Below are 20321 nucleotides of genomic sequence, written 5' to 3' on the forward strand. Positions count from 1 at the left end.
GAATTGATAATCCACACAATTCGGACATCGCGGATGAATCATTCGGTACCGCAGCACGAATCGGCCGGACGCGTCATAATCGCGCCCGGCCGATAGGGAAAATCCTTTTATTTCAAGTGCTCAGCGCACCGTGAACACCCTGCTGTGCCATCCGGTCGACCCGCTCGGGAACGGCGGAGTCCGCTGTTCGGACTGTGTTTCGCCGGCACGATCGACCGCACGCACCCGAATTGTGTGGGTACCGGGGGTCGCCGTCCACTGCCACGTCCACTGCCGCCAGGTGTCGATGGAATACTCCGCGGCCAATGTCGCGGCCTGCCAAGGCCCGTCGTCCACCTGGACCTCGACACCGGCTATCCCCCGGCGCTGCGCCCAGGCCACCCCCGCGACCGTCACCGGGCCGGCCGCGACGGTGGCGAACGCGGCGGGCACGTCGATCCGCGACGCGGTCTTGATCGGCGCGCGATCGGCCCATCCGCGATCGGTCCAGTACGCGGTGGCGCGATCGAAACGAGTCACCTCGAGGTCGACCACCCATTTGGTGGCCGAGACGTACCCGTACAGCCCGGGCACGATGAGACGAGCCGGATAGCCGTGCGCCAAGGGCAGCGGGGCGCCGTTCATGCCGATGGCCAGCAGCGCATCACGACCGTCGAGCACCGCGGCCAGCGGCGTGCTCGCGGTGAAGCCGTCGATGCTGCGCGAGAGCAGCATGTCCGCGTCCGGGCGCACGCCGGCGGCGCCGAGCAGTTGCGCCAGTGGATATCCCAGCCAGCGGGCGGTCCCGGCCAGGGTGCCGCCGACTTCGTTGGAGACGCAGGTGAGGGTGAGCACGCGTTCGACCGGGGTCAACTGCCGCAGTCGATCGAAGTCGAATTCGACGGTGCGATCGGTCATTCCGTGGATGCGCAGCCGCCAGTCCGAACTGGTCAGCGCCGGTATCTGCAACGCGGTGTCGACCCGGTAGAAGTCGTCGGCGGGTGTGATGAAGCTCGTCAGCCCGGGCACATCCGGCCGCGCGTCCGCGGGCACCTCCGGCGCCGGGACCCCGGTGCGCGGCAGCAGGAATCGCGCCCGATCCGCGACCACGTCGCGCAATCGCGCGCCCAGCACCCGCCCGGCGGCGGCCGCGCCGACCGCGAGCGCGCCGACCGCGGCCGCCGACACCAGGAATCGGCGTCTGGACAGCGCCGCCGGTGCGGGGGCCAGCGGGGACGGCGTGCCCGCCACCAGCATGCGCAGCGCCAGGACGCCGGCTGCGATCCCGATCACCGTCGGGAGCACGAACCACACCGTGGCGGTGGGTCTTTGCAGCGCCGCCACCGCTGTCACCGCACCCAGGACCAGCAGCGCGATGCTGCCGTAGGGCCGGCGGCGCTCGAGCAGGCCGGCCAGTGCCGCGCCGACCGCCATGACCAGCGCCATCGAAACGAACAGCGCGAGTTTGTCATTGCTGCCGAAGCGCCGGATCGCGGCGTCCTTGAGTTCGTGCGGGGTGTGATCGACCATGGTCGCGCCCAGTACGAAGAAGGGTGAGGACGCGGGATCGATGAACGCCGCCACCAGATGCCCCACCCCCAGCACCGTGGCCGCCGCCAGCAGGCCCGCTACCGCTCCCCTGAGTCGGCCCCGCGTTCTCCCGGTCGAACTCTGCTGCGGCACTTGCTCTGTGCTGGGAGGCGCGGACATGATGACTGCTCTCGGTTCGGTCCGGACGCGGCCGGCTCAGGTCAGGTCAGGAGATTGATACTGGCCACCGGTTCGGTGGTCGGCTGCGGTGATCCCGCCGCCGGTTCCAGGGTCACCGCGAGGGTGTCGGTCGGCCGGAAGGCGGTGACCACGGGCGTCTCGGTGAGCTCGGGCAGGACCGCGGCAGAACGCGGTTCGCCGCCCATCTGCACCAGCCAGATCTGGTACGCGTGCCCGGCGGGTGGCGGGGGCACCGCGAGAAAGCGTATGGACGCCGCCGAAAGCGCCGCCGAGGCCTGGATTTCGAGTTCGCCGCCACCGGAGACGCGAACCACGCGGGTCGTCACGTCGGGTTGCCGGTCGATCAGCGAGCTGGAGAGCGCGTCGATGGCGGGCCGATCGTCCGTGCGCTGCACGACGAAGACGAGTCCCGTACCCAGGACCACCAGCAGCAGGACCGCGGCCACCGTATCGATACCGGTGAAGGGTCCCAGTCCCCATCTGCGCTTGTCCGAAGGCTGCGGCTTGACCGGACGCGGCGCGCGGGCGAGATATCCGCTCTGGTCCCGGGCCGCGCGCAGCATCCGATCGAGGGCGCGCATGAGCCTGTCCTCGGCCTCCGCGGGGGGCGGACAGGCGTCGAGCACGCTCAACTCGGCCATGGCCTCGCGCACCGCGCTGACGCCGGCGTCGAATTCCGCGGCGGTCACCCGGTCGGCGCGTTCGCGCCGGTGGTCTATGTCGTCGCGTTCGGCCGCACTCACCGCGTCGAGCGCGTAGGGATAGGCGAGCTCGGCCAGATCATCCATGTCCGGCCGCTCGATAATGCTCATCGCAGGTCACCTCCTGTCAGGCAGGCCGCTAGTCGTTTGAGTCCGTCGCGGATTCGTGTCTTCACAGTGGGCACGGGCGTGCCCAGATGGTCGGCGACCTCGGCATAGGTGCGGCCGCCGTAATAGGCCAGCGCGATGGTCTCGCGCTGGAGCGGGGTGAGGGTCTCGAGGCAGTGCAGCACCGCGTTCTCTTCGAAACGCTGCTCGACCGCCTCCGACACCGCATCGTGGTCGCGACCCAGATACAAATGCCCGTAGGCGATTTCGCGTCCGGCGGCGGAATTCTCCGCGCGGATGCGATCGACCGTGCGCCGATGGGTGAGCATCATGAGCCAGCCCATCGGGCTCGACACCCGCTCGTCGTAGCGTTCGGCCATCGACCACGCCTGGAGGTACACCTCCTGGGCGATCTCCTCGGCCGTGGCTCGATTGCGCGTCATGCGCACCGCCAGGCCGAAGACCCGATGACTGGTGAGCCGATACAGCTCGGTGAACGCGTCCCGGTCGCCGCCGCCCACCGCCGCGAGGAGCACGGTGAGGCGGCGGATCAGGTCCTCGTCCCGGCCGGGCCGCACCGCCGCGCAGGAGGGTCCGGCTCCGGGATCGTCCCCGGCCTCCCGAAACAGCGGCACGACCTTCGCATTCTCGTCATCGCTCACGCAGACACCTGTGTTCTTCCTCCGGTTTCCGCCGGGGCGAACAGGATTCGCGGCATCGGCGATCACGTGCGTCGGGTCGAGGTGATGGACCTGGGCGACCATGGCGAGTCGATCCCGGACTAGGCGGGGGGCATGAGGACGCTGTCGATCATGTAGACGGTGGCGTTGGCGGTCTTGACCCCGCCGCACACGACCGCCGCGTCGCCGACCTTCAGGTTGTCGCCGCTGCCGGTGACGGTCACGCTGCCGCCCTCGACGGTCTTGTGCGAGCCCGCGATCTTGTCCGGCGCGATCTGGCCGGGCACCACGTGGTAGGTCAGGATCTTGGTCAGGGTCGCCGAATCGGTCTTGAGCGAGTCGATCGTGGCGGGCGGGATCTTGGCGAAGGCCGAGTCCACCGGCGCGAACACCGTGAACTGCCCGCCGTTGAGCGTATCGACCAGGTTGACCTGCGGGTTCAGCTTGCCCGAGACGGCCGCCACCAGCGTGGTGAGCATCGGGTTGTTGGAGGCGGCGGTGGCCACCGGATCCTGAGCCATACCGCTGACCGAGCCCGCTCCGGTCGGCACCTGCTCGGCGTACGCCTTGCAGCCCGGGCCGACGAGGTTCGACGCCGCGGCGGCGCCCGTGGTGGTCATGGCCATGGTGGTGGTCGAGGAGGCGGTCGAATCGGACTTGTCATCGGAACAGCCGGTCAGACCGGCGGAGACGGCGGCCACGGCGATGGCCACGGCGACGGTGCGCTGCGCGAGCTTCATGATTCGTTCCTTCGATACGTCGGCTCGTCGATGAGCCTGGTGGGCAAGGGCTGGAAGAAATTTCGAGAGGCGCGCGATCACCGGCCGAGTCGGGGGTCGGGTGTTGCTCTCGACCGGTGACCACTGCGTGCGGGGCGATTCGACCCCGGTGCCCATCGACGAATCGATGACCACGAAGAGGGTTTCGCCCAGACCTGCCCGCCGGTTTGGTCGAATCCGAAATTCTTTCGAATCGGCCCGTTCCGCGGCCTCCGCAAGAAACTCGCGCCCCCGCCAAACCGGTGCGGGGGGCATATCGAACTCGGGGTATGCAGCCAAGACGCGATATCGCCGTGATCGGCAGTGGGGTCGCCGGACTCACCGCCGCCCACGTGCTGGCCAAGCACGACCGGGTGACCCTGTACGAACGCGACACCAGGCTCGGCGGGCACGCGCACACGCACGAGGTCGAGTTCGCGCCGGGACGCCGGGTGCGCGTCGATTCCGGGTTCATCGTGCACAACGACCGGACGTACCCGACCCTGCTGCGGCTGTTCGGCGAACTGGGGGTGGCCACCCAGGAGACGACCATGTCGCTGTCGGTGCGCGCGGACGCGATCGGGCTCGAATACGCGGGCGCCAAGGGCGCGGGCGGCCTGTTCCCGGCGGCGCGCATGCTCGCGCGCCCGCGCTACCTGTGGCTGCTGGCGCAGGTGCCGCGATTCCACCGGGCGGCGCGCGAGTTGCTGCGCCGCGACGACTCCGCGGTGACGCTCGCGGAGTTCCTGCGCGAAAACCGATTCGACCGATTCTTCGTCGACTACTTCGTGAGCCCGCTGGTCGCGGCGACCTGGTCCTGCGACCCCGATACCGCGCTGCGCTACCCGGCGAGCTACCTGTTCCGCTTCCTGGACCACCACGGCATGCTGACCGTGTACGGCTCGCCGACCTGGCGCACCGTCGTCGGCGGTTCGGCCCGCTACGTCGAGAAGATCGCGGCGGGCCTCGACGAGATCCGCACCGGCACACCGGTGCTCGGGGTGCACGAGGGCACCGACGAGGTCATGGTCCGCGATGCCGGCGGGGTGCGCCGCTTCGACGCGGTGGTCATCGCCACCCACCCGCAGCAGGCGCTGGCCCTGCTCACCGATCCCTCCCCGCTCACCGGCGCGGTCCTGGGCGCGATGCCGTACACCCCGAACGCGGCGCTGCTGCACACCGACGAATCGGTGCTGCCCACCCTGCGGCGTGCCCGCGCCAGCTGGAACTACCGCATGCCGCCCGCCGGTGGCACCGGCGGCGTGGTCACCTACGACCTGACCCGGCTCATGAACCTGGACCACGTCGCGGACCGCCGCTTCCTGGTCACCCTGGGCGGGGAACACCTCATCGATCCCGCGCGGATCATCGCGCGCATGCACTACGAGCACCCGATCTACACCCCCGAGTCGGTCGCCGCGCAGCAGCGCCTGCCCGAGATCGACACCGCGCGTGTCTGTTTCGCCGGCGCGTACCACGGTTGGGGGTTCCACGAGGACGGCGCGCTCTCGGGCCTGCGCGCGGCCGAACGCCTCGGCGGCCGGTGGACGGACGACCGCGATCCCGCGCCCGCGGACCGGGTGGGTGCGCGATGAACGAGGTCCGCGCCCCCGCACTGTATTTCACCCGGATACGGCACACCCGGGTCGCGCCCGTCCGGCACGCGTTCGAATACCGCGGCTACAGCTGGTATTTCGACCTCGACAATCCTCCGGCCATCGCCCGCCCCCTGCGGCCCTTCGCCTCGTTCCGCGCCGCCGACCACCTCGCGCCGGTGCCGCGGCGCCCGGCCGGGGCGGGAACCGAACCGCACGATTCGGCCGCGGAGACCGGCCCGCACGACGCGGGGGCTGAACCCGGGAGCGAGATGCGGGCCCGGGTCGATGATTTCTTGGCGCGCAACGGAATCGACTGTCGCGGTGGGCGGATCACGGCGCTCATGAACGCGCGGTCGCTCGGGTACGTCTTCGATCCGCTCACCGTGTTCTGGTGCCATGACGCCGCGGGCGAACTGCGATGCGTCATCGCCGAGGTGCACAACACGTACGGGGAGCGGCACCCCTATCTCGTGCACACCGACGAGCGCGGGTGCGCCACGGTCGGCAAGGAGTTCTACGTCTCGCCGTTCAACGCGGTCGAGGGCTGCTACACGCTGCGACTGCCCGAACCCGGGCGGGACCTCGACCTGGGCATCACCCTGCTGCGGGACGGCGAGCCGCCCTTCGCCGCGACCATGACCGGCCATCGGGTGCCGGTGACCACGCGCGCGGTCCTGCGCGCGCAGTGGCGAACCCCGTTCGCGCCGTGGCTGATCGCGGCGCGCATCCGGCGGCACGGCATCGCGCTGTGGGCGCGCGGCCTGCCCATCGTTCCACGGCCCCGGGCCGAATCTTCCAGAAGGACAGCACAGTGACAGACTTCTGCCTCGACACCACCACCTCGTTCCAGCTGCCGCCCCCGCCGGCCGGACCGCTGGCCCGGCTGCGCGCCGACGCCGCCGCCGCGCTCTTCCGGCGCGCGGTGACCCGGCTGCCGCTGCGGGTGGAGCTGCCGAACGGCATGGTGCTCGGCGCGCACGCCGACACCGACCCGCTGCCGCGCATGATCATTCGTGATCCGGCGGCGTTCTTCGCCCGGCTCGGCGGCCAGGGCTTGATCGGTTTCGGCGAGTCCTACACCGCCGGGGACTGGACCGCCCCGGACCCGGCGGCGGTGCTCACCGTGCTCGCGGGCGCGATGACCCGGCTGATTCCCGCACCGCTGCAACGCTTCCGGTCCGTGCTGCCGCGCCCGCCCGCGCGCTCACTGGGCACCGAGGCCAACGCGCGCATGAACATCGAGCACCACTACGACCTGTCCAACGAGCTGTTCCAGCTGTTCCTGGACGACACCATGACCTACTCCTCGGCCCTGTTCGGCGCGCGCGACCTGGCGGCCGGACCCGTGCCGTGGGATCACCTGGCCGACGCCCAGCGCGCCAAGATCGACCGGCTGCTGGACGCGGCCGGGGTGGGCGCGGGCAGCCGCGTCCTCGAAATCGGCACGGGCTGGGGCGAATTGGCGGTACGGGCCGCCGCTCGCGGGGCCACCGTGCACTCGGTGACCCTGTCCGCCCGCCAGCTCTCCCTGGCCCGGTTGCGGGTCACCGCCGCCGGGTACGCGGACGCGGTCACCATCGAGCTGTGCGACTACCGCGACGTGCAGGGCAGCTACGACGCCATCGTCTCGGTGGAGATGATCGAAGCGGTCGGGCACGCGCACTGGCCGACCTATTTCAGATGCCTCGACAGCGTGCTCGCACCGGGCGGTCGCGTCGCGTTGCAGGCCATCACGATGCCGCACGACCGCATGCTGGCCACCCGCAACACCCACACCTGGATCCAGAAGTACATCTTCCCCGGCGGGTTCCTGCCCTCCCCCGAGGCCATCGCGACCACCGCCGCACGCCACACCTCGTTGCGGGTGCGCGAGGAGTTCGGGTTCGGCGCGCACTACGCGGAGACGCTGCGACTGTGGCGCGAGCGGTTCGACGCGCGCGGGCCCGAGGTCGGCTCGCTCGGCTTCGACGCCCGATTCCGGCGGATCTGGCAGTTCTACCTCGCCTACTCCGAGGCCGGATTCCGTTCCGGCTACCTCGATGTGCGCCAGATCGTGCTCGATCGCCTCGATGGCGAGGCCCGGTCGTGAACGTGTTCGACGGGCTGCCGTTCATCGCCTTGCTCAGCCTGCTCGCGCTGGCCGCGCTGCAGGGCACGACCTATCTCATCGGCCGCCGCATCGGCCGCTACAACGTCGTCGATGTCAGCTGGGGGCTGGGCTTCGTCCTGGTCGCCCTGGTCGGGTTGCTCGCGGGCGACGGCTCGCTGACCCGCAGGCTGCTGCTGTTCGTATTGGTCACCGTGTGGGGCCTGCGACTGAGCCTGCACATGCATCGCAAATCCGCTGGGCGCGGCGAGGATCCGCGCTACACCGAGCTGCTGGACCGGCGCGGGCACGGCACCTGGCAGGTGCTGCGCCGGATCTTCATCATCCAGGGCGCCTCGCAGTGGGTAATCTCCGCGCCCCTGCAGGTGTCGGCCGTCGCGGGGCCGACGAGCGGGCTCGCCTGGATCGCGGCCGGCACGGGCGTGGCGCTGTGGCTGATCGGTTTCACCTTCGAAGCCGTGGGCGACCGCCAGCTCGAGCGGTTCAAGGCCGATCCGTGCCATCGCGGCACGGTCATGGACCAGGGGCTGTGGGCCTGGACGCGGCATCCGAACTACTTCGGCGACAGCAGCCTGTGGTGGGGGCTGTGGCTCATCGCGGCCAGCGCCTGGCCCGGTGTGCTCACGGTCTTCGCGCCGCTGCTGATGACCTACGTGCTGATCTACGGAACGGGGGCGCGACTACTGGAACGACATATGGCCGAACGACCGGGGTACCGACAATATCAGCAGCGTACGGCCTATTTCTGGCCGCGGCCACCCCGCTGATCTCCAGCGCCCGGCCACCTCCGGGCGTGCGCGCAGAAAGCCGAAGTTCGACATGAGCCGACATCCCCAACTAACCTCCGAAGAGACGTCCGGCAGTTCCACGGCAACCAACCGGCCCACCTCTACCCGTGCACAGCCGATCCTTCGGAGACAGCCAGATATGGCGGAGCAACCGCGTGGCCACTCGGTCGACACCGATCCCCCGGGCGACCGCGACGCCGACTCGGCTCCGGCCTGCCCGACCGATCGGCCCACCCCGGACCCGGAGATCGCCGCCCGCCTGGCGCGCCTGCTGGGCGAGATAGCCCGCGGGGACCGCGACGCCTTCACCGAGTTCTACCGCTCCACCCACGACCGCGTCTTCGGGCTCGCGCTGCGCGTGCTACGCCGAGCCCAGGCCGCCGAGGAGATCACCCAGGAGGTGTACCTCCATGTCTGGAACGCCGCGGGCCAGTACGACATCCGCCTGGCCAGCCCCATCGGCTGGCTCATGATGCTCACCCACCGGCGCGCGGTGGACCGGGTCCGCACCGAAAGCAATTCCACCACCCGCGATCTCGCCTACGGCCAGCGTGAACTGGGCCGCGATCACGACATCGTCGCCGAGGCGGTGGGCCAGCGCACCGAGGAGCGCGCGGTGGTGCAGTGCCTGAGCACGCTGACCGCGATCCAGCGTGAGACGATCGCCCTGGCCTACTACGGCGGGCGCACGTACACCGAGGTGGCCGAACATCTCGACATTCCGTTGTCCACGGTCAAGACGCGCATCCGTGACGGCCTCAAGCGACTCCAGAACTGTTTGACAGGAGTGGTGAGCGATGCCTGACGACGATCACGCCGATCTACTCGACTACGCGTACCCGTACGCCCTCGACGCGCTCACCGACGCCGAACGGGACGACCTCGAACACGCCCTGACCCGCGCCGACAGCGCCGTGGCGGACTCCTTCCGCACCACGGTCCGCGACATCCGCGAGGCCATGGCCACCATGTCGGTGCTGGACGCGCACCCCGCACCGCCCTCCGTGGAAGCCGCGCTGAACCGCGCCCTGGACGCCGAGCAGGGCATCGCGACCCCCGTACCCCTGCGCCCCCGCCGGGCCTTCTCCCCGCGGTTGCTGGCCGCGGCGGCCGCCGTGGCCGCGGTCATCGCCATCGGCGTCACGGTGGCCGTGCTCCGCTCCCAGTCCGGCGAACCGGGCCAGATCACGGCCCAGCAGATCCAGACCCATTCCGATACCCGCACCGCCACCACGGCGGTCACCGGCGGCGGCACGTTCACCGTGGCCGCCTCCGGCGAACTCGACGCCGCGACAATCTCTTTCGCCACGGTGCCGCCGCCCCCCGCCGATCACGCCTACCAGCTCTGGCTGATTCCTTCCTCGGGCCTGCCCGAGTCCGCGGCCGTCATGACCGCTCTCCCGACCGACACCGCCCCGATGGTCCTGCTCATGTCCGATCGCAATCCGAAGCAGCTGGCCATCACGATCGAGCCCGCGGGCGGCTCCGCGCAACCCACGACCGACGTCATCGCCGCGATGAGCATGGAATAGGTCGTAGCCACAACGGCTTTCAGCTCTCACACCGCGCTTGTCAAGGGGGGCTGCGGCGTTCCGCGCCCCGGCCCGCCAGTTCGAACTACCCTCGATCCGTATGGCTGAGCTAGTTCTGGGACCGGTGTTGCGGCACGTCGACTCGACGTCGGCGACCGTGTGGGTGGAGACCGATTCCCCGTGCGAGGTGGGGATTCTGGGGCGGCACGGGAGCACGTTCCAGGTCGGCGAGCAGTATTTCGCACTGGTGGTCGTGGACGGGCTGACGCCGGGCGAATCGGTGGAGTACGAGGTCGCGCTCGACGGGGAGCGGGTGTGGCCGGAGGCGGGATCGGAGTTCCCGCCGTGCCGGATACGGACGCGTGAGGTCCGGACCCTGCTGTTCGGATCGTGCCGGGCGGCCAAGGCCACGCCGGGCGTGCTCGAGGCGGATCGGGTGGGCCCGGATGCACTGGACGCGTACGCCTTACGGATGATGGAGCGGCCCGAGACCGAGTGGGCGGACGCGCTGATCCTGCTCGGCGATCAGGTGTACGCCGATCAGCCGACACCGCAGCTGCAGGAGTGGCTCACGAGCCGGCGGGCGGGCGCCGAGCCCACCGACGAGGTGGTCTCGTTCCGGGAATACGCGGAGCTGTACCACGAATCGTGGAGCGACCCGGAGATCCGGTGGCTCATGTCCACCGTCGCCACCTCGATGATCTTCGACGATCACGACGTGCGCGACGACTGGAACACCTCGCGGGCCTGGCGGGAGCAGATGGCCGAGAAGCCCTGGTGGGGTGAGCGAATCCGGGCCGGGCTGGCCTCGTACTGGGTGTATCAGCACCTGGGGAACCTGAGCCCGGTGGAGCTGGCCGGCAACGAGCTCTACCTCGAGGTCAGCAAGTCCGGCGGGGACGTGCGGGGGCTGCTGGAGGACTTCGGGGCGCGGGCCGATCTGGAGGCGGACGGGCGCAAGCCGGCGCGGTGGAGCTACCGGCGCGACTTCGGCCGAATTCGACTGCTGGTCATCGACACTCGCAGCGGGCGCATTCTGGACGGGCGCCGGCTCATGGTCGGGGAAGAGGAATTCGAGTGGATCGAGGCGAACGCGGCCGGTGACTACGATCATCTGCTGATCGGATCATCGCTGCCGTGGCTCATGCCGCACGCGCTCAGTCACCTGCAGTCGCTCAACGAACGCGCGGCGAGCCTGCCCGGCCGGCGCGGCCGCCTCGGCGAGAAGTTCCGGCAGGCAGCCGATCTCGAGCACTGGCCCGCGTTCCGATCCTCGTTCGTGCAGCTGTCCACGCTCATTCACCGGCTCGGCCGGGTACCCGATCCGCCCAGCACCATCTGCGTGCTGTCCGGCGACGTGCACCACAGCTACGCCGCCCGCGCGGACTACGACCCGCCCACCGAATCCCAAGTGCTGCAACTGGTGTGCTCACCGGTGCACAACGACCCGCCGAAGATCTTCCGGCCCATGTTCGCGCTGTCCTGGGCGCGCCCGCTCGCCGCGGCGCTGCGCCGGCTGGCCAGACACCGTGGCATCTCGGCGGATCCGCTGCGCTGGGAGAAGATCAGCGGCCCGCACTTCGGCAATTCCATCGGCTCGCTGCACATTTCCGGGCGCACCTGCCGGTTCGAGCTGGAGACGGCGCTGCCGGGCACCGGGCTGCATCGGGTGACGGAACTGGAGTTCCCCGCACCCGCGCCGCGGTAGCCGAACCCCGCGACGGTGCGCGCCGGCCCGGCCCGGCGTTCGCACGGCCGGGCACCGCAATCACGTGGCGCACGAGGCCGGGGCGAAAGGCCGCACCGGCACAACGCCGCCGCCACTCGCGGCGTACCGCACCCCGGCCGGCTCCCCGGCGGACCGGGCTACGAAACCGAGCCCGGGACTTCGGTTTTCACCACCGACCACTGCGTCACGGGCAGTTGTGGACGCCAGGAGGTGAACCCGCCCAGCGGTTCGGCGCGGTAGACCTGGAACCGGCGCAGCGTGCCGCCGTGGCGCGCGGCCAGCAGCGTCAGCTGGGCCTCGGATTCGGCGGTCACCGCGTTGGCGACCAGTCGCCCGCCCATCGGCAGCCGATCCCAGCAGGCCGCGAACAACCCGGCGCCGGTCAGGCCGCCGCCGATGAAGATCGCCTGCGGGGCGGGCGAATCGCCGAAGGACTCGGGCGCCGCGCCGAGCACCTCGATCCCGGGAACGCCCAGGGCCGCGGCGTTCTCGGCGATCTGCTTGCGGCGGCTCTCCGCGCGCTCGAAGGTGATCGCCCGGCAGGACGGGTGGGCGCGCGCCCATTCGATGGCGATGGTGCCCGAACCACCGCCCACGTCCCACAGCAGTTCGCCGGGCGCCGGGGCCAGGGCGCTCAGGGTCAGCGCGCGGATCTCGTGTTTGGTGAGCTGACCGTCCCCGGCGTAGACGTCGTCGGGCAGACCGGGCACCCTGGTCAGCCGCGGCGCGCCCGGATCGTGGACGCATTCCACGGCGACGATATTGAGCGCGTCCCCCGCCGCCCGCTCCCACGTCGCGGCCACGCCGGTCGCCAGCGCCTCGTCCGGGCCGCCCAACTGCTCGAGCACCGCCAGCCGGGACTCCCCGAAACCGTTGCGCGCCAGCAGTTCCGCGAGCCGGCCCGGGGTGTGCTCATCGGAGCTGAGCACGAGCAGCCTGCGCCCGTGCGCCAGCTCCGGCAGCACCGTCTCCACTCGCCGCCCGACCGCGCTCACCACCGGCGTCTCGGCCAGCCCCCAGCCCAGGCGCGCGCACGCCAGCGCGGCCGAGGACGGTTGCGGCAGCACCCGCAGCGCGGCGGCGCCCACCAGCCGGGCCAGCGTCGCGCCGATGCCGAAGAACATGGGGTCGCCGCTGGCCAGCACGCACAGGCGAGCACCCGTGAACCGCGCCAGCAGCCCGGGCAGCGCCGGGACCAGCGGCGAGGGCCACGGCACCCGGTCGGCGGCGCTCTCGGCCGCCGGGATCAGCGCCAGTTGCCGCTCCGAACCCAGCAGCACCTCGGCCGCGCCGATCTCCCGCCGCGCGGGCCCGCCGAGCCCGTCCCAGCCGTCGGCTCCGATCCCGACCACCGCGATCGGGTGCGGGCCGCCCCAGGACGCGGCACCCGTCATCGCGGGGCCCGCCGCCACAGGAAACGCGGGGTCAGATGGATGGCGCCGAACACCAGCCGCAGCCGGCGCGGCACCACGACCAGTCGTGCGCGCCGGTACAGGCCCGAGACCACCGCGTCGGCCACCTGATCGGGGGTACTGGACAGCGGGGCGGGCTCCATGCCCGCGGTCATCCGCCCGATGACGAAACCCGAGCGCACCAGCAGCAGGTGAATCCCGCTGCCGTGCAGCGCATCCTGCAACCCGCTGGCGAATCCGTCGAGGCCGGCCTTGGCCGAGCCGTACACGTAGTTGGCGCGGCGCACGCGCACCCCGGCAATCGAACTGAAGACCACGATCTGCCCGTTGCCCTGGGCGCGCAGCAGATTGGTGAGGCTGGTGAGGATATTGACCTGCGCCACGTAGTCGACCTGCACCACCGCGACCGCGTGCGCGGCGTCCTCCTGCGCGCGAGCCTGATCGCCGAGCACGCCGAACGCCAGCACGCTCACCCCGATGGGACCGTGCTCGGCCACCACTTTCTCCAGCAGCGCCTGATGCGAGCCGAGGTCGTCGGCGTCGAATTCCACGCAGTGCACCGCGGCGGCCTCGGACAGCCCGAGCTCGCGCCGCTGCCAATCGAGGTCGTCGCTGCGCCGGGCGGCGAGAATCACCGTGCGCCCGGGCGCGAGCCTGCGCGCCACCTCCAAACCGATTTCGCTGCGACCGCCCAGCAACAGCACGACGCCTGCATCGACGTCCCGCGATCCGAATGCCATGGCTGACAGTCTGCCATCCGGAGCACATTGCTAGCGTCGAGATCATGCCGAGCACCGAGACCAGCCCCGAACTCTCGCCCGCCGCCGCCGAATTCGTGACCGATCGCCATCTCGCGACCCTCACCACGCTGCGCGCCGACGGCACCCCCCACGTAGTCGCGGTGGGCTTCACCTGGGATCCCGAGGCCGGCATCGCCCGGGTCATCACCAACGACGGCTCGGTCAAGGTCCGCAACGTGCGCCGCTCGGGCTACGCCGCGGTCAGCCAGGTCGACGGCCCGCGCTGGCTCACCCTCGAGGGCCCCGCCACCGTCCTGAGCGAACCCGCCGCGGTCGCCGAGGCGGTGGACCGCTACGCCGCCCGCTACCGCGTCCCCCGCGAGAACCCGACCCGCGTGGTGATCGCGATCCAGGTCAGCCGCGTCCTGTCCAGCAGCGTCTTCAAGCCGGGCGCCGCGGCCCCGGGCCACTGAGCCCGGCGTCGCGATAGCCGCATCCGCCCGTCCGATAGGACGAACAGGCCGCAACGGACATGTGCGCCATGCCCGTTCGGGGCGACAGCGGCCCGGCGAATCGCGGCACGAGCGACCGATTCGGCGGGGGATCCCGCCGAATGTCGGCGCGGGTACGTATCGTCCAAGGCATGACCGACATCGCCCCCTTGGCCGCGTTCGCTCGGGCGAAGTTCGGCGACCCCGGCGTGCACGCCATCGTCCGCAACGGCCGCACCGTGCACGCGGTCGAACTCGGCAAGTGGATCGGCGCGGAGGAAGTCCCCGAACTGCTGTGCCGCACCGGCGTCGCCGGCTGGTCCCCCTCGGCCCTGCAACCCACCCGCGCGGGCGTCACCTGCGTCCGCTGCCTGCGCAGCCTCAACACCGACATCGAAGCGATGTCCCCCCAGCTGTCCCTGTTCGGCCGCGACTGGCAGTCCGGGCAACTGACCCTCGGCCCCGACTTCCCCGAGCCGGTCCCCGTCGCCGATATTCCCGCCGACGACCCGGACCCTGACGAATCTCCCCGTGCGACACCCGCTTTCGAGGACATCCCGTTCCCTGAGCTGGACACCGACCCGTCGCTGTTCTGACCCGCCTACCCGCCCGCACTGCGGCAGGGTCCCGCGCGTTCGGCAAACTCCGCGAGACCCGTAACCCGGGCGTGGCCGACGTCCGGGCGGCACGCATGAACAACGCGGCACCGCATCCGATGCCGAGGCAGACCTAGTTCGCACGCCGGAACAACACGCCCCGACAAGCGATGCTGGCGCCCACTGGTCAACAGGCCCGAACCACCTCAGACGGTGCCAGGCCGCGCGGGCGCTCGATCAACAACGCGGCCCCGGCGTCCGACGCCGGGGCCGCGTGTCGTTTGCCCGAACTACGGCAGGCGGGTCAGGCCGTGGGGGCGTTTGTTGAAGGACTCGCAGCCGTCGGCGGTCACGACCACGATGTCCTCGATCCGGGCGCCCCATTCGCCGGAGAAGTAGATGCCCGGCTCGATGCTGAAGGCCATGCCCTCGGTCAGGACCAGGTCGTTGCCCGCCACGATGTAGGGCTCCTCGTGCACCGAGAGGCCGATGCCGTGGCCGGTGCGATGCACGAAGTATTCGGCCAGGTCCGCGGCGGCGAGCAGGTCGCGGGCGGCGGCGTCGACCGACTCGGCGGTCACGCCGGGGCGGACCGCGGCGACGGCGGCGGCCTGGGCGCGCTCGAGCTCGGCGAACTGCGCGGCGACCTCCTCCGAGGGTTCGCCCAGGATGTAGGTCCGGGTCGAATCGGAGAAGTAGCCGGGCTCCACGGGGCCGCCGATGTCGATGACGACGATGTCGCCGTCCTCGATCACCCGGTCGGACACCTCGTGATGTGGGTCGGCGCCGTGCGGGCCGCTGCCGACGATGACGAACGCGGCCCGGGTGTGGCCCTCCGCGACGATGGCGGCGGCGATGTCCGCGCCCACCTCGGCCTCGGTGCGGCCCGCGCGCAGGAACTCGCCCATGCGGGCGTGCACCCGGTCGATGGCCGCGCCGGCCCGGCGCAGGGCCTCGATCTCGCTGGGGTCCTTGAGCATTCGCAGTTCGCGCAGCACCGAGGTCGCCGACACCGGGACCCGGCCCAGGCGATCGGCGATGGGCAGCAGGTGCAGGGCGGGCATCGCGTCGTCCACCGCGGTCCGCGCGCCCGCGTTCAGCACCGACTTCACCAGGCCGTACGGGTCGACGCCGTCCACCCAGTCCACCACCTGCAAACCGAGCTCACCGGCCGCCGATGCGCCCAGCGAGGCCAGCTCGAGCTTGGGAATGATCACCGACGGCGTCGCGCCCGAGGCGGGCACCACCAGACAGGTCAGCCGCTCGAACGACTGCGCGCGCGACCCGATCAGATATTGCAGATCCGGGCCGGGGGTGATGAGCAGCGCGTCCAGGTGAGCGGCGCGGGTCAGTTCCGCCGCCCGCTCCAGTCGCGCTCCGTAGACGTCCGCTGAGAATCGTGACTCGCCGTGAGAGCTCATGCCCCCCGACGTTACCCGCTGCGCCGTTCCCGCTCGCACCGGTCACCACCCGCGCGCCCCGCCCGAGTCGGCTCCCGCACCGATCGGCCTGCGCCGATGCCACTTCGGGGCAACCGGGACCCGCGGACGACCGATCCCTCCCCCGGCCACAACGCGTCGCGGCGGGCCTTCCCACGGCGTTCCGGCGCGGCACGCGACAACAGCGCTCCGGCGAGGACGATCGTGGTCTGGCGCGGCGGCTTCCTACAGCACGCGGAAACGCACCGGATGCGCCAGCGACCGGCCCGCGTCGTTGAGGTGATGCAGCACGTAGGCCCCGGCGGGGAGCGCACCCTCGACCGGCAACACCGCTTCCGCACGCAGGACCCCGGCGGGCAGGGGCAGGGTGCGCAGCGGGGGCGTCGCGGGCGGCTGCCACACCGTCGCACCCGGGTCCGGATACACCGCGAGCCGGTGCCCGTCGGCCGCCTCGGCGAGCGCGTAGCTCACCACGAGCGCCCGCCCCGCCTCGTACATCGACCGGTCCAGCAGCAGCCGATCGAAGGGCGCGGCGTCGTCGGCGGTGCGCCCGCGCGCCCCGGTCTCCACGAAACCCCGTGCGCGCCGCAGGAATCCGGCGTCGACATCGCAGGTGACGGACAGGTCGTACCAGCCCGCGCCCACGTCGTCGCCCGCGCAGTCCAGGGTCCACCCGCGTGCCTCCCCCGCGGGCACCCGCACCCGCCAGGGACCGTCGGCCCGGTAGGCGTTGGCCACGACCACGAACTCCGCCGCCGCCGATCCGGTGTTGGCGAACGCGAATTCGACCGTGCGCGAACCCGATACCGCCGCCGCGGCGTCCACCTCCAGCGCACCACCCGGCGCGCAGAGGTCACCCGCCCAGCGCCGCTGGAAACCGTCGGCCCCGTACACGCTGTAGTCGTACCGCCCACCGGGGGCGGGAAAGTCCCGGGCCACCTCGCCGCCGGCCCCGACGTCGAAGCGCTCGGGTGTGAAGTTCTCGGCGAAGGCGTTGGGGTGCACGGTGTAGTGCGTGCACGCCGTTCCCCGGTTGCCGAGCGTCACGGTCAGCGTGCCCGCGCCCCGCTGCCCGCGTGCCCGCGCACCGAGCCGATAGGGCAGCGGCACCCGCGCCGCGCTGCCGGAATCCTGCTGCGGCAGGCGCTGCTCGGCCGGAACCGCCTGCGGCGCACCCGAACTCGGTTGCGGCGCGGCGGGCGCGGCGGCGGGCAGCACCGGCGCGGCGGCGCTCGCGAAATCCAGCACCGAGGTCAGGTCACCACACAGCTCCCGCCGCCAAGCACTGATCTCGGGCTCCTCGACCCCGGTGACCCGCTCGAGGAACCGCAGCACCGAGGTGTGATCGAAGAGTTCCGAGCACACCTGCTGCTTGCTCCACGGCGACACCACCAGCAGCGGAACTCGCGCGCCGAGCCCGAGGTTGTAGCCGTACAGGAACTCGTCCGGCGTCCCCGGCGGCGGCACGGGCGCGGGCACGTGATCGAAGAACCCGTCGTTCTCGTCGTAGTTCAGGATCACGACCGTCCGATCCCAGACCTCACGATTGTCGCTCACCGCGGCCAGCAGTTCGCGAACCACCGCCTGCCCGTTGCGCGGCCCGTACACCGGATGCTCCGACTGCGCCTCGGGCAGCACGATCCACGACACCGCCGGCAGCCTGCCGCCCTCGACATCGGCCCGGAACGACCGCGCCACTTGGCCTTCCGGCGCCCGTAACAGCCCGCGTTCGACCAGTGCCCGTTCACCGTCCGCCAGCTCGTCCAGCCCGCGCCGCAGGGCTCGCTCGTACCCGTCCGCGAGCTGCGGTGCGCCGAGCAGCGCCCGATAGTAGGAGTAGAACGTCCGGAACGGCGTCCCGCCACCGCTGTCGGTGTATCGCAACGCGTTTCGCGCCGCCGCCCGGAAGGTGGCGAAGTACTCCAGGGAATTGTCGCCGTAGTTGTCCCACTCCTGGTACACGCGCCAGCCGACCCCTGCCGCCTGCAGGCGCTCGGCGTACGTGCTCCACCGCAGCCCGGTGATGGCCTCCCGCAACAGGTCCCGCCCCTCGGGCGTGCGCAGCGCGGCGTTGCTGAACATCAATTGCGACGTCGCCAGCCCCAGCGCCTGACTGACACCGGCCACCACGGGTTCGGATGTGGCCGAGACGCCCAGCAGCGCGTCGGCGAACACATCGGCCACCGCCGTCTCGGGCAGACTGTCCGTCCAGCGCGTCACCTCCGGTGTGGCGTACAGCTGTTGCTGCAACGTCGAAGCCACGTTCTCGATCGCGAACGGATTGCGCGCCGCCCCGGTGAACAGGAACAGCCGATTCGGGTCCGTCGCGCCGTTGAACGAGCAGTGATTGCGGTCGCACACGGTGAAGGCCGCGGCCAGCTGGTGATAGAACTCGAGCGAGCGCCGCCGGTACCCCGCCATGGTGCCGGCGCCCTTGGCCGCGATCCACCCGTCCCACCGCCCGTCGGCCACCGCCCGATGCCCGCCGTACGCCGAATGGTCGCAGCCGTCGAGGTTCTCCAACTCGGTCGCGAACGGCAGCACGAACCCGTCCCCGTGCGGCTGATGGAAAACCGAACGCCCCGAGGGCAATTGCAGCGCGTTGAGATCGGCGTACCCGCGCACCCCCGGGAACGTCCCGTAGTAGTGATCAAGCGAACGGTTCTCCTGCATGAGGATCACCACGTGCTCGACCTGTTCGAGCCCGCCCGCCGGGCGCGCCCGCGCCCACGCCCGCACCAGACTCGGCGGCAGCAGCGACAGCGCACCCGCCGTCCCCGCGCCCCGCAGAAAACCACGCCGATCCATCCCGCTCCAATTCCCGCGTCCGTCCGCGATCCCCCGGCAGTCCGAGTCCGGACCCTAGCCGCCGCCGGTGACTTCCCCGCTCAGGCGCGTACACGCGCGGCGACGTGTCGCCGCCACGCCGTGAGCGGTAGCGTCTGATCCCATGAGCACCCCCGAAGCCGGTCCCCTGCTGCTGCTCGACGGCGCCAGTCTCTGGTTCCGCGCCTTCTACGCGATCCCGGAGAAGATCACCGCCCCCGACGGGCGGCCGGTGAACGCGTTGCGCGGCTTCACCGATATGGTCGCGGCGCTCACCAAACAGCATGCCCCGAGCCGGCTCGTGGTCTGCCTGGACCTGGATTGGCGGCCCGCCTTCCGCGTGGACCTGATCCCGTCCTACAAGGCGCACCGGGTCGCCGAGACCGTCGAACCCGATCCCGCGGCCGCGAGTGGCGCGGTGGCCGAAGAGGTTCCGGACACCCTGACCCCGCAGGTGGACATGATCCTCGAGGTGCTCGAGGCCGCGGGCATCGCCACCGCCGGGGCCGACGGGCTCGAGGCCGACGATGTGATCGGCACCCTGGCCACCCGCGAGCGCCACAGCGAGACCATCGTGGTCAGCGGCGACCGCGACCTGCTGCAACTGGTGCGCGATACCCCCGAACCCCCCGTGCGCGTGTTCTACGTGGGCCGCGGCCTGTCCAAGGCCGAACTCTGGGGCCCCGCCGAGGTCTCGGCCAAATACGGTGTGCCACTGCGGAACGCGGGCCCCGCCTACGCCGATATGGCCGCGCTGCGCGGCGACGCCTCCGACGGCCTGCCCGGTGTGGCGGGCATCGGCGACAAATCCGCCGCCCAGCTCATCTCCCGTTTCGGCTCCCTGGACGCCCTGCGCGAGGCCGTCACCGACCCGGCCTCGGAGCTGGCCAAGGGCGTGCGCGCCAAACTCGCTGCGGCGGAAGACTATCTGAAGGCCGCGGGCCCGGTGGTCCGCGTGGTACAGGACGCCACCGTGGACTTCTCCCGCGACGACCTGCTCCCCCGCGAGCCCGCCGATCCGGACCGCCTGCACGCGCTGGCCGCCGCCTACAACGCCGAGAGCCCGGTCAAACGCCTGGTCACCGCGATGGCCAAACGCTGAACTC

The 20321-nt window shown here is 71.2% G+C and carries 18 protein-coding genes; 10 read left to right on the forward strand and 8 right to left on the reverse strand.

Annotated features, from left to right (window positions below; genetic code table 11):
• Positions 1 to 120 precede the first annotated feature (120 nt).
• The 4 genes from ACFVBH_RS19640 to ACFVBH_RS19655 form a co-directional block, all read right to left on the reverse strand.
• On the reverse strand, positions 121 to 1689 hold the full coding sequence (locus ACFVBH_RS19640; protein WP_379003144.1) for a molybdopterin-dependent oxidoreductase: 1569 nt from the start codon (positions 1687 to 1689) through the stop codon (positions 121 to 123).
• A gap of 41 nt (positions 1690 to 1730) precedes the next feature.
• The gene (locus ACFVBH_RS19645; protein ID WP_379003146.1) at positions 1731 to 2522 is read right to left on the reverse strand and encodes an anti-sigma factor domain-containing protein; all 792 of its coding nucleotides are present in this window, start codon (positions 2520 to 2522) and stop codon (positions 1731 to 1733) included.
• Complete coding sequence (sigK, locus tag ACFVBH_RS19650; protein ID WP_354990397.1) at positions 2519 to 3181, reverse strand: ECF RNA polymerase sigma factor SigK; 663 nt, start codon at positions 3179 to 3181, stop codon at positions 2519 to 2521. The genes ACFVBH_RS19645 and sigK (ACFVBH_RS19650) overlap by 4 nt, the downstream gene beginning before the upstream one ends.
• Before the next feature lie 119 nt (positions 3182 to 3300).
• Positions 3301 to 3939: a fasciclin domain-containing protein gene (locus ACFVBH_RS19655; RefSeq protein WP_379003149.1), complete on the reverse strand. Its 639-nt coding sequence runs from the start codon at positions 3937 to 3939 to the stop codon at positions 3301 to 3303.
• Positions 3940 to 4247: 308 nt separating this feature from the next.
• Here ACFVBH_RS19655 and ACFVBH_RS19660 point away from each other — a divergent pair, with 308 nt between their 5' ends.
• From ACFVBH_RS19660 to ACFVBH_RS19690, 7 genes are all read left to right on the forward strand, one after another.
• Positions 4248 to 5552 (forward strand): NAD(P)/FAD-dependent oxidoreductase, encoded by a 1305-nt coding sequence (locus ACFVBH_RS19660; RefSeq protein WP_379003151.1) that lies wholly within the window; start codon positions 4248 to 4250, stop codon positions 5550 to 5552.
• Entirely contained in the window at positions 5549 to 6370 is an 822-nt protein-coding gene (locus ACFVBH_RS19665; RefSeq protein ID WP_379003153.1) for a DUF1365 domain-containing protein, read from the forward strand. The genes ACFVBH_RS19660 and ACFVBH_RS19665 overlap by 4 nt, the downstream gene beginning before the upstream one ends.
• Complete coding sequence (locus ACFVBH_RS19670) at positions 6367 to 7644, forward strand: class I SAM-dependent methyltransferase (RefSeq protein WP_379003155.1); 1278 nt, start codon at positions 6367 to 6369, stop codon at positions 7642 to 7644. Before ACFVBH_RS19665 ends, ACFVBH_RS19670 begins: the two co-directional genes overlap by 4 nt.
• Positions 7641 to 8429, forward strand: coding sequence for a DUF1295 domain-containing protein (locus ACFVBH_RS19675; protein ID WP_379003157.1), 789 nt, complete (start codon positions 7641 to 7643; stop codon positions 8427 to 8429). The genes ACFVBH_RS19670 and ACFVBH_RS19675 overlap by 4 nt, the downstream gene beginning before the upstream one ends.
• 160 nt (positions 8430 to 8589) lie before the next feature.
• On the forward strand, positions 8590 to 9255 hold the full coding sequence (gene sigK, locus ACFVBH_RS19680; RefSeq protein WP_379003159.1) for an ECF RNA polymerase sigma factor SigK: 666 nt from the start codon (positions 8590 to 8592) through the stop codon (positions 9253 to 9255).
• Complete coding sequence (locus ACFVBH_RS19685; protein WP_379003161.1) at positions 9248 to 9982, forward strand: anti-sigma factor domain-containing protein; 735 nt, start codon at positions 9248 to 9250, stop codon at positions 9980 to 9982. Before sigK (ACFVBH_RS19680) ends, ACFVBH_RS19685 begins: the two co-directional genes overlap by 8 nt.
• A 100-nt stretch (positions 9983 to 10082) precedes the next feature.
• Entirely contained in the window at positions 10083 to 11690 is a 1608-nt protein-coding gene (locus tag ACFVBH_RS19690; protein WP_379003163.1) for an alkaline phosphatase D family protein, read from the forward strand.
• Between the two features lie 158 nt (positions 11691 to 11848).
• Here the strand turns inward: ACFVBH_RS19690 and cbiE are convergent, their stop codons facing one another.
• On the reverse strand, positions 11849 to 13105 hold the full coding sequence (gene cbiE / locus ACFVBH_RS19695; protein ID WP_379003165.1) for a precorrin-6y C5,15-methyltransferase (decarboxylating) subunit CbiE: 1257 nt from the start codon (positions 13103 to 13105) through the stop codon (positions 11849 to 11851).
• On the reverse strand, positions 13102 to 13863 hold the full coding sequence (locus tag ACFVBH_RS19700; protein WP_379003167.1) for an SDR family NAD(P)-dependent oxidoreductase: 762 nt from the start codon (positions 13861 to 13863) through the stop codon (positions 13102 to 13104). Before ACFVBH_RS19700 ends, cbiE begins: the two co-directional genes overlap by 4 nt.
• Before the next feature lie 44 nt (positions 13864 to 13907).
• On the opposite strand from ACFVBH_RS19700, the gene ACFVBH_RS19705 reads away from it, so the two are divergent.
• Together ACFVBH_RS19705 and ACFVBH_RS19710 are read left to right on the forward strand one after the other, a co-directional pair.
• Positions 13908 to 14336, forward strand: coding sequence for a PPOX class F420-dependent oxidoreductase (locus tag ACFVBH_RS19705; protein ID WP_354990407.1), 429 nt, complete (start codon positions 13908 to 13910; stop codon positions 14334 to 14336).
• Between the two features lie 170 nt (positions 14337 to 14506).
• On the forward strand, positions 14507 to 14950 hold the full coding sequence (locus ACFVBH_RS19710; RefSeq protein WP_354990408.1) for a hypothetical protein: 444 nt from the start codon (positions 14507 to 14509) through the stop codon (positions 14948 to 14950).
• A 290-nt stretch (positions 14951 to 15240) separates the two neighbouring features.
• Here the strand turns inward: ACFVBH_RS19710 and ACFVBH_RS19715 are convergent, their stop codons facing one another.
• Both ACFVBH_RS19715 and ACFVBH_RS19720 read right to left on the reverse strand, forming a co-directional pair.
• Positions 15241 to 16371: a Xaa-Pro peptidase family protein gene (locus ACFVBH_RS19715; RefSeq protein WP_354990409.1), complete on the reverse strand. Its 1131-nt coding sequence runs from the start codon at positions 16369 to 16371 to the stop codon at positions 15241 to 15243.
• Positions 16372 to 16614: 243 nt separating this feature from the next.
• Complete coding sequence (locus ACFVBH_RS19720) at positions 16615 to 19197, reverse strand: alkaline phosphatase family protein (RefSeq protein ID WP_379003170.1); 2583 nt, start codon at positions 19195 to 19197, stop codon at positions 16615 to 16617.
• 142 nt (positions 19198 to 19339) lie between these two features.
• Between ACFVBH_RS19720 and ACFVBH_RS19725 the strand changes: the two genes are divergently transcribed.
• A complete protein-coding gene (locus ACFVBH_RS19725; protein WP_379003172.1) occupies positions 19340 to 20317 on the forward strand; it encodes a 5'-3' exonuclease H3TH domain-containing protein in 978 nt (325 codons plus the stop codon).
• Positions 20318 to 20321: the final 4 nt, after the last annotated feature.

Origin of the sequence: Nocardia sp. NPDC057668 (assembly GCF_042799795.1) — a bacterium.
In the GTDB taxonomy this organism is placed as follows: Bacteria; Actinomycetota; Actinomycetes; order Mycobacteriales; family Mycobacteriaceae; genus Nocardia.

What these genes read in the sequence shown, in the direction of transcription:
- ACFVBH_RS19700 (WP_379003167.1), bottom strand. Translation starts at nt 13,863, where the DNA reads ATGGCATTCGGATCGCGGGACGTCGATGCAGGCGTCGTGCTGTTGCTG.
- ACFVBH_RS19690 (WP_379003163.1), top strand. Translation starts at nt 10,083, where the DNA reads ATGGCTGAGCTAGTTCTGGGACCGGTGTTGCGGCACGTCGACTCGACG.
- ACFVBH_RS19715 (WP_354990409.1), bottom strand. Translation starts at nt 16,371, where the DNA reads ATGAGCTCTCACGGCGAGTCACGATTCTCAGCGGACGTCTACGGAGCG.
- ACFVBH_RS19640 (WP_379003144.1), bottom strand. Translation starts at nt 1,689, where the DNA reads ATGTCCGCGCCTCCCAGCACAGAGCAAGTGCCGCAGCAGAGTTCGACC.
- ACFVBH_RS19705 (WP_354990407.1), top strand. Translation starts at nt 13,908, where the DNA reads ATGCCGAGCACCGAGACCAGCCCCGAACTCTCGCCCGCCGCCGCCGAA.
- cbiE (WP_379003165.1), bottom strand. Translation starts at nt 13,105, where the DNA reads ATGACGGGTGCCGCGTCCTGGGGCGGCCCGCACCCGATCGCGGTGGTC.
- ACFVBH_RS19685 (WP_379003161.1), top strand. Translation starts at nt 9,248, where the DNA reads ATGCCTGACGACGATCACGCCGATCTACTCGACTACGCGTACCCGTAC.
- ACFVBH_RS19665 (WP_379003153.1), top strand. Translation starts at nt 5,549, where the DNA reads ATGAACGAGGTCCGCGCCCCCGCACTGTATTTCACCCGGATACGGCAC.
- ACFVBH_RS19645 (WP_379003146.1), bottom strand. Translation starts at nt 2,522, where the DNA reads ATGAGCATTATCGAGCGGCCGGACATGGATGATCTGGCCGAGCTCGCC.
- ACFVBH_RS19725 (WP_379003172.1), top strand. Translation starts at nt 19,340, where the DNA reads ATGAGCACCCCCGAAGCCGGTCCCCTGCTGCTGCTCGACGGCGCCAGT.
- ACFVBH_RS19710 (WP_354990408.1), top strand. Translation starts at nt 14,507, where the DNA reads ATGACCGACATCGCCCCCTTGGCCGCGTTCGCTCGGGCGAAGTTCGGC.
- ACFVBH_RS19720 (WP_379003170.1), bottom strand. Translation starts at nt 19,197, where the DNA reads ATGGATCGGCGTGGTTTTCTGCGGGGCGCGGGGACGGCGGGTGCGCTG.
- sigK (WP_379003159.1), top strand. Translation starts at nt 8,590, where the DNA reads ATGGCGGAGCAACCGCGTGGCCACTCGGTCGACACCGATCCCCCGGGC.
- ACFVBH_RS19660 (WP_379003151.1), top strand. Translation starts at nt 4,248, where the DNA reads ATGCAGCCAAGACGCGATATCGCCGTGATCGGCAGTGGGGTCGCCGGA.
- ACFVBH_RS19655 (WP_379003149.1), bottom strand. Translation starts at nt 3,939, where the DNA reads ATGAAGCTCGCGCAGCGCACCGTCGCCGTGGCCATCGCCGTGGCCGCC.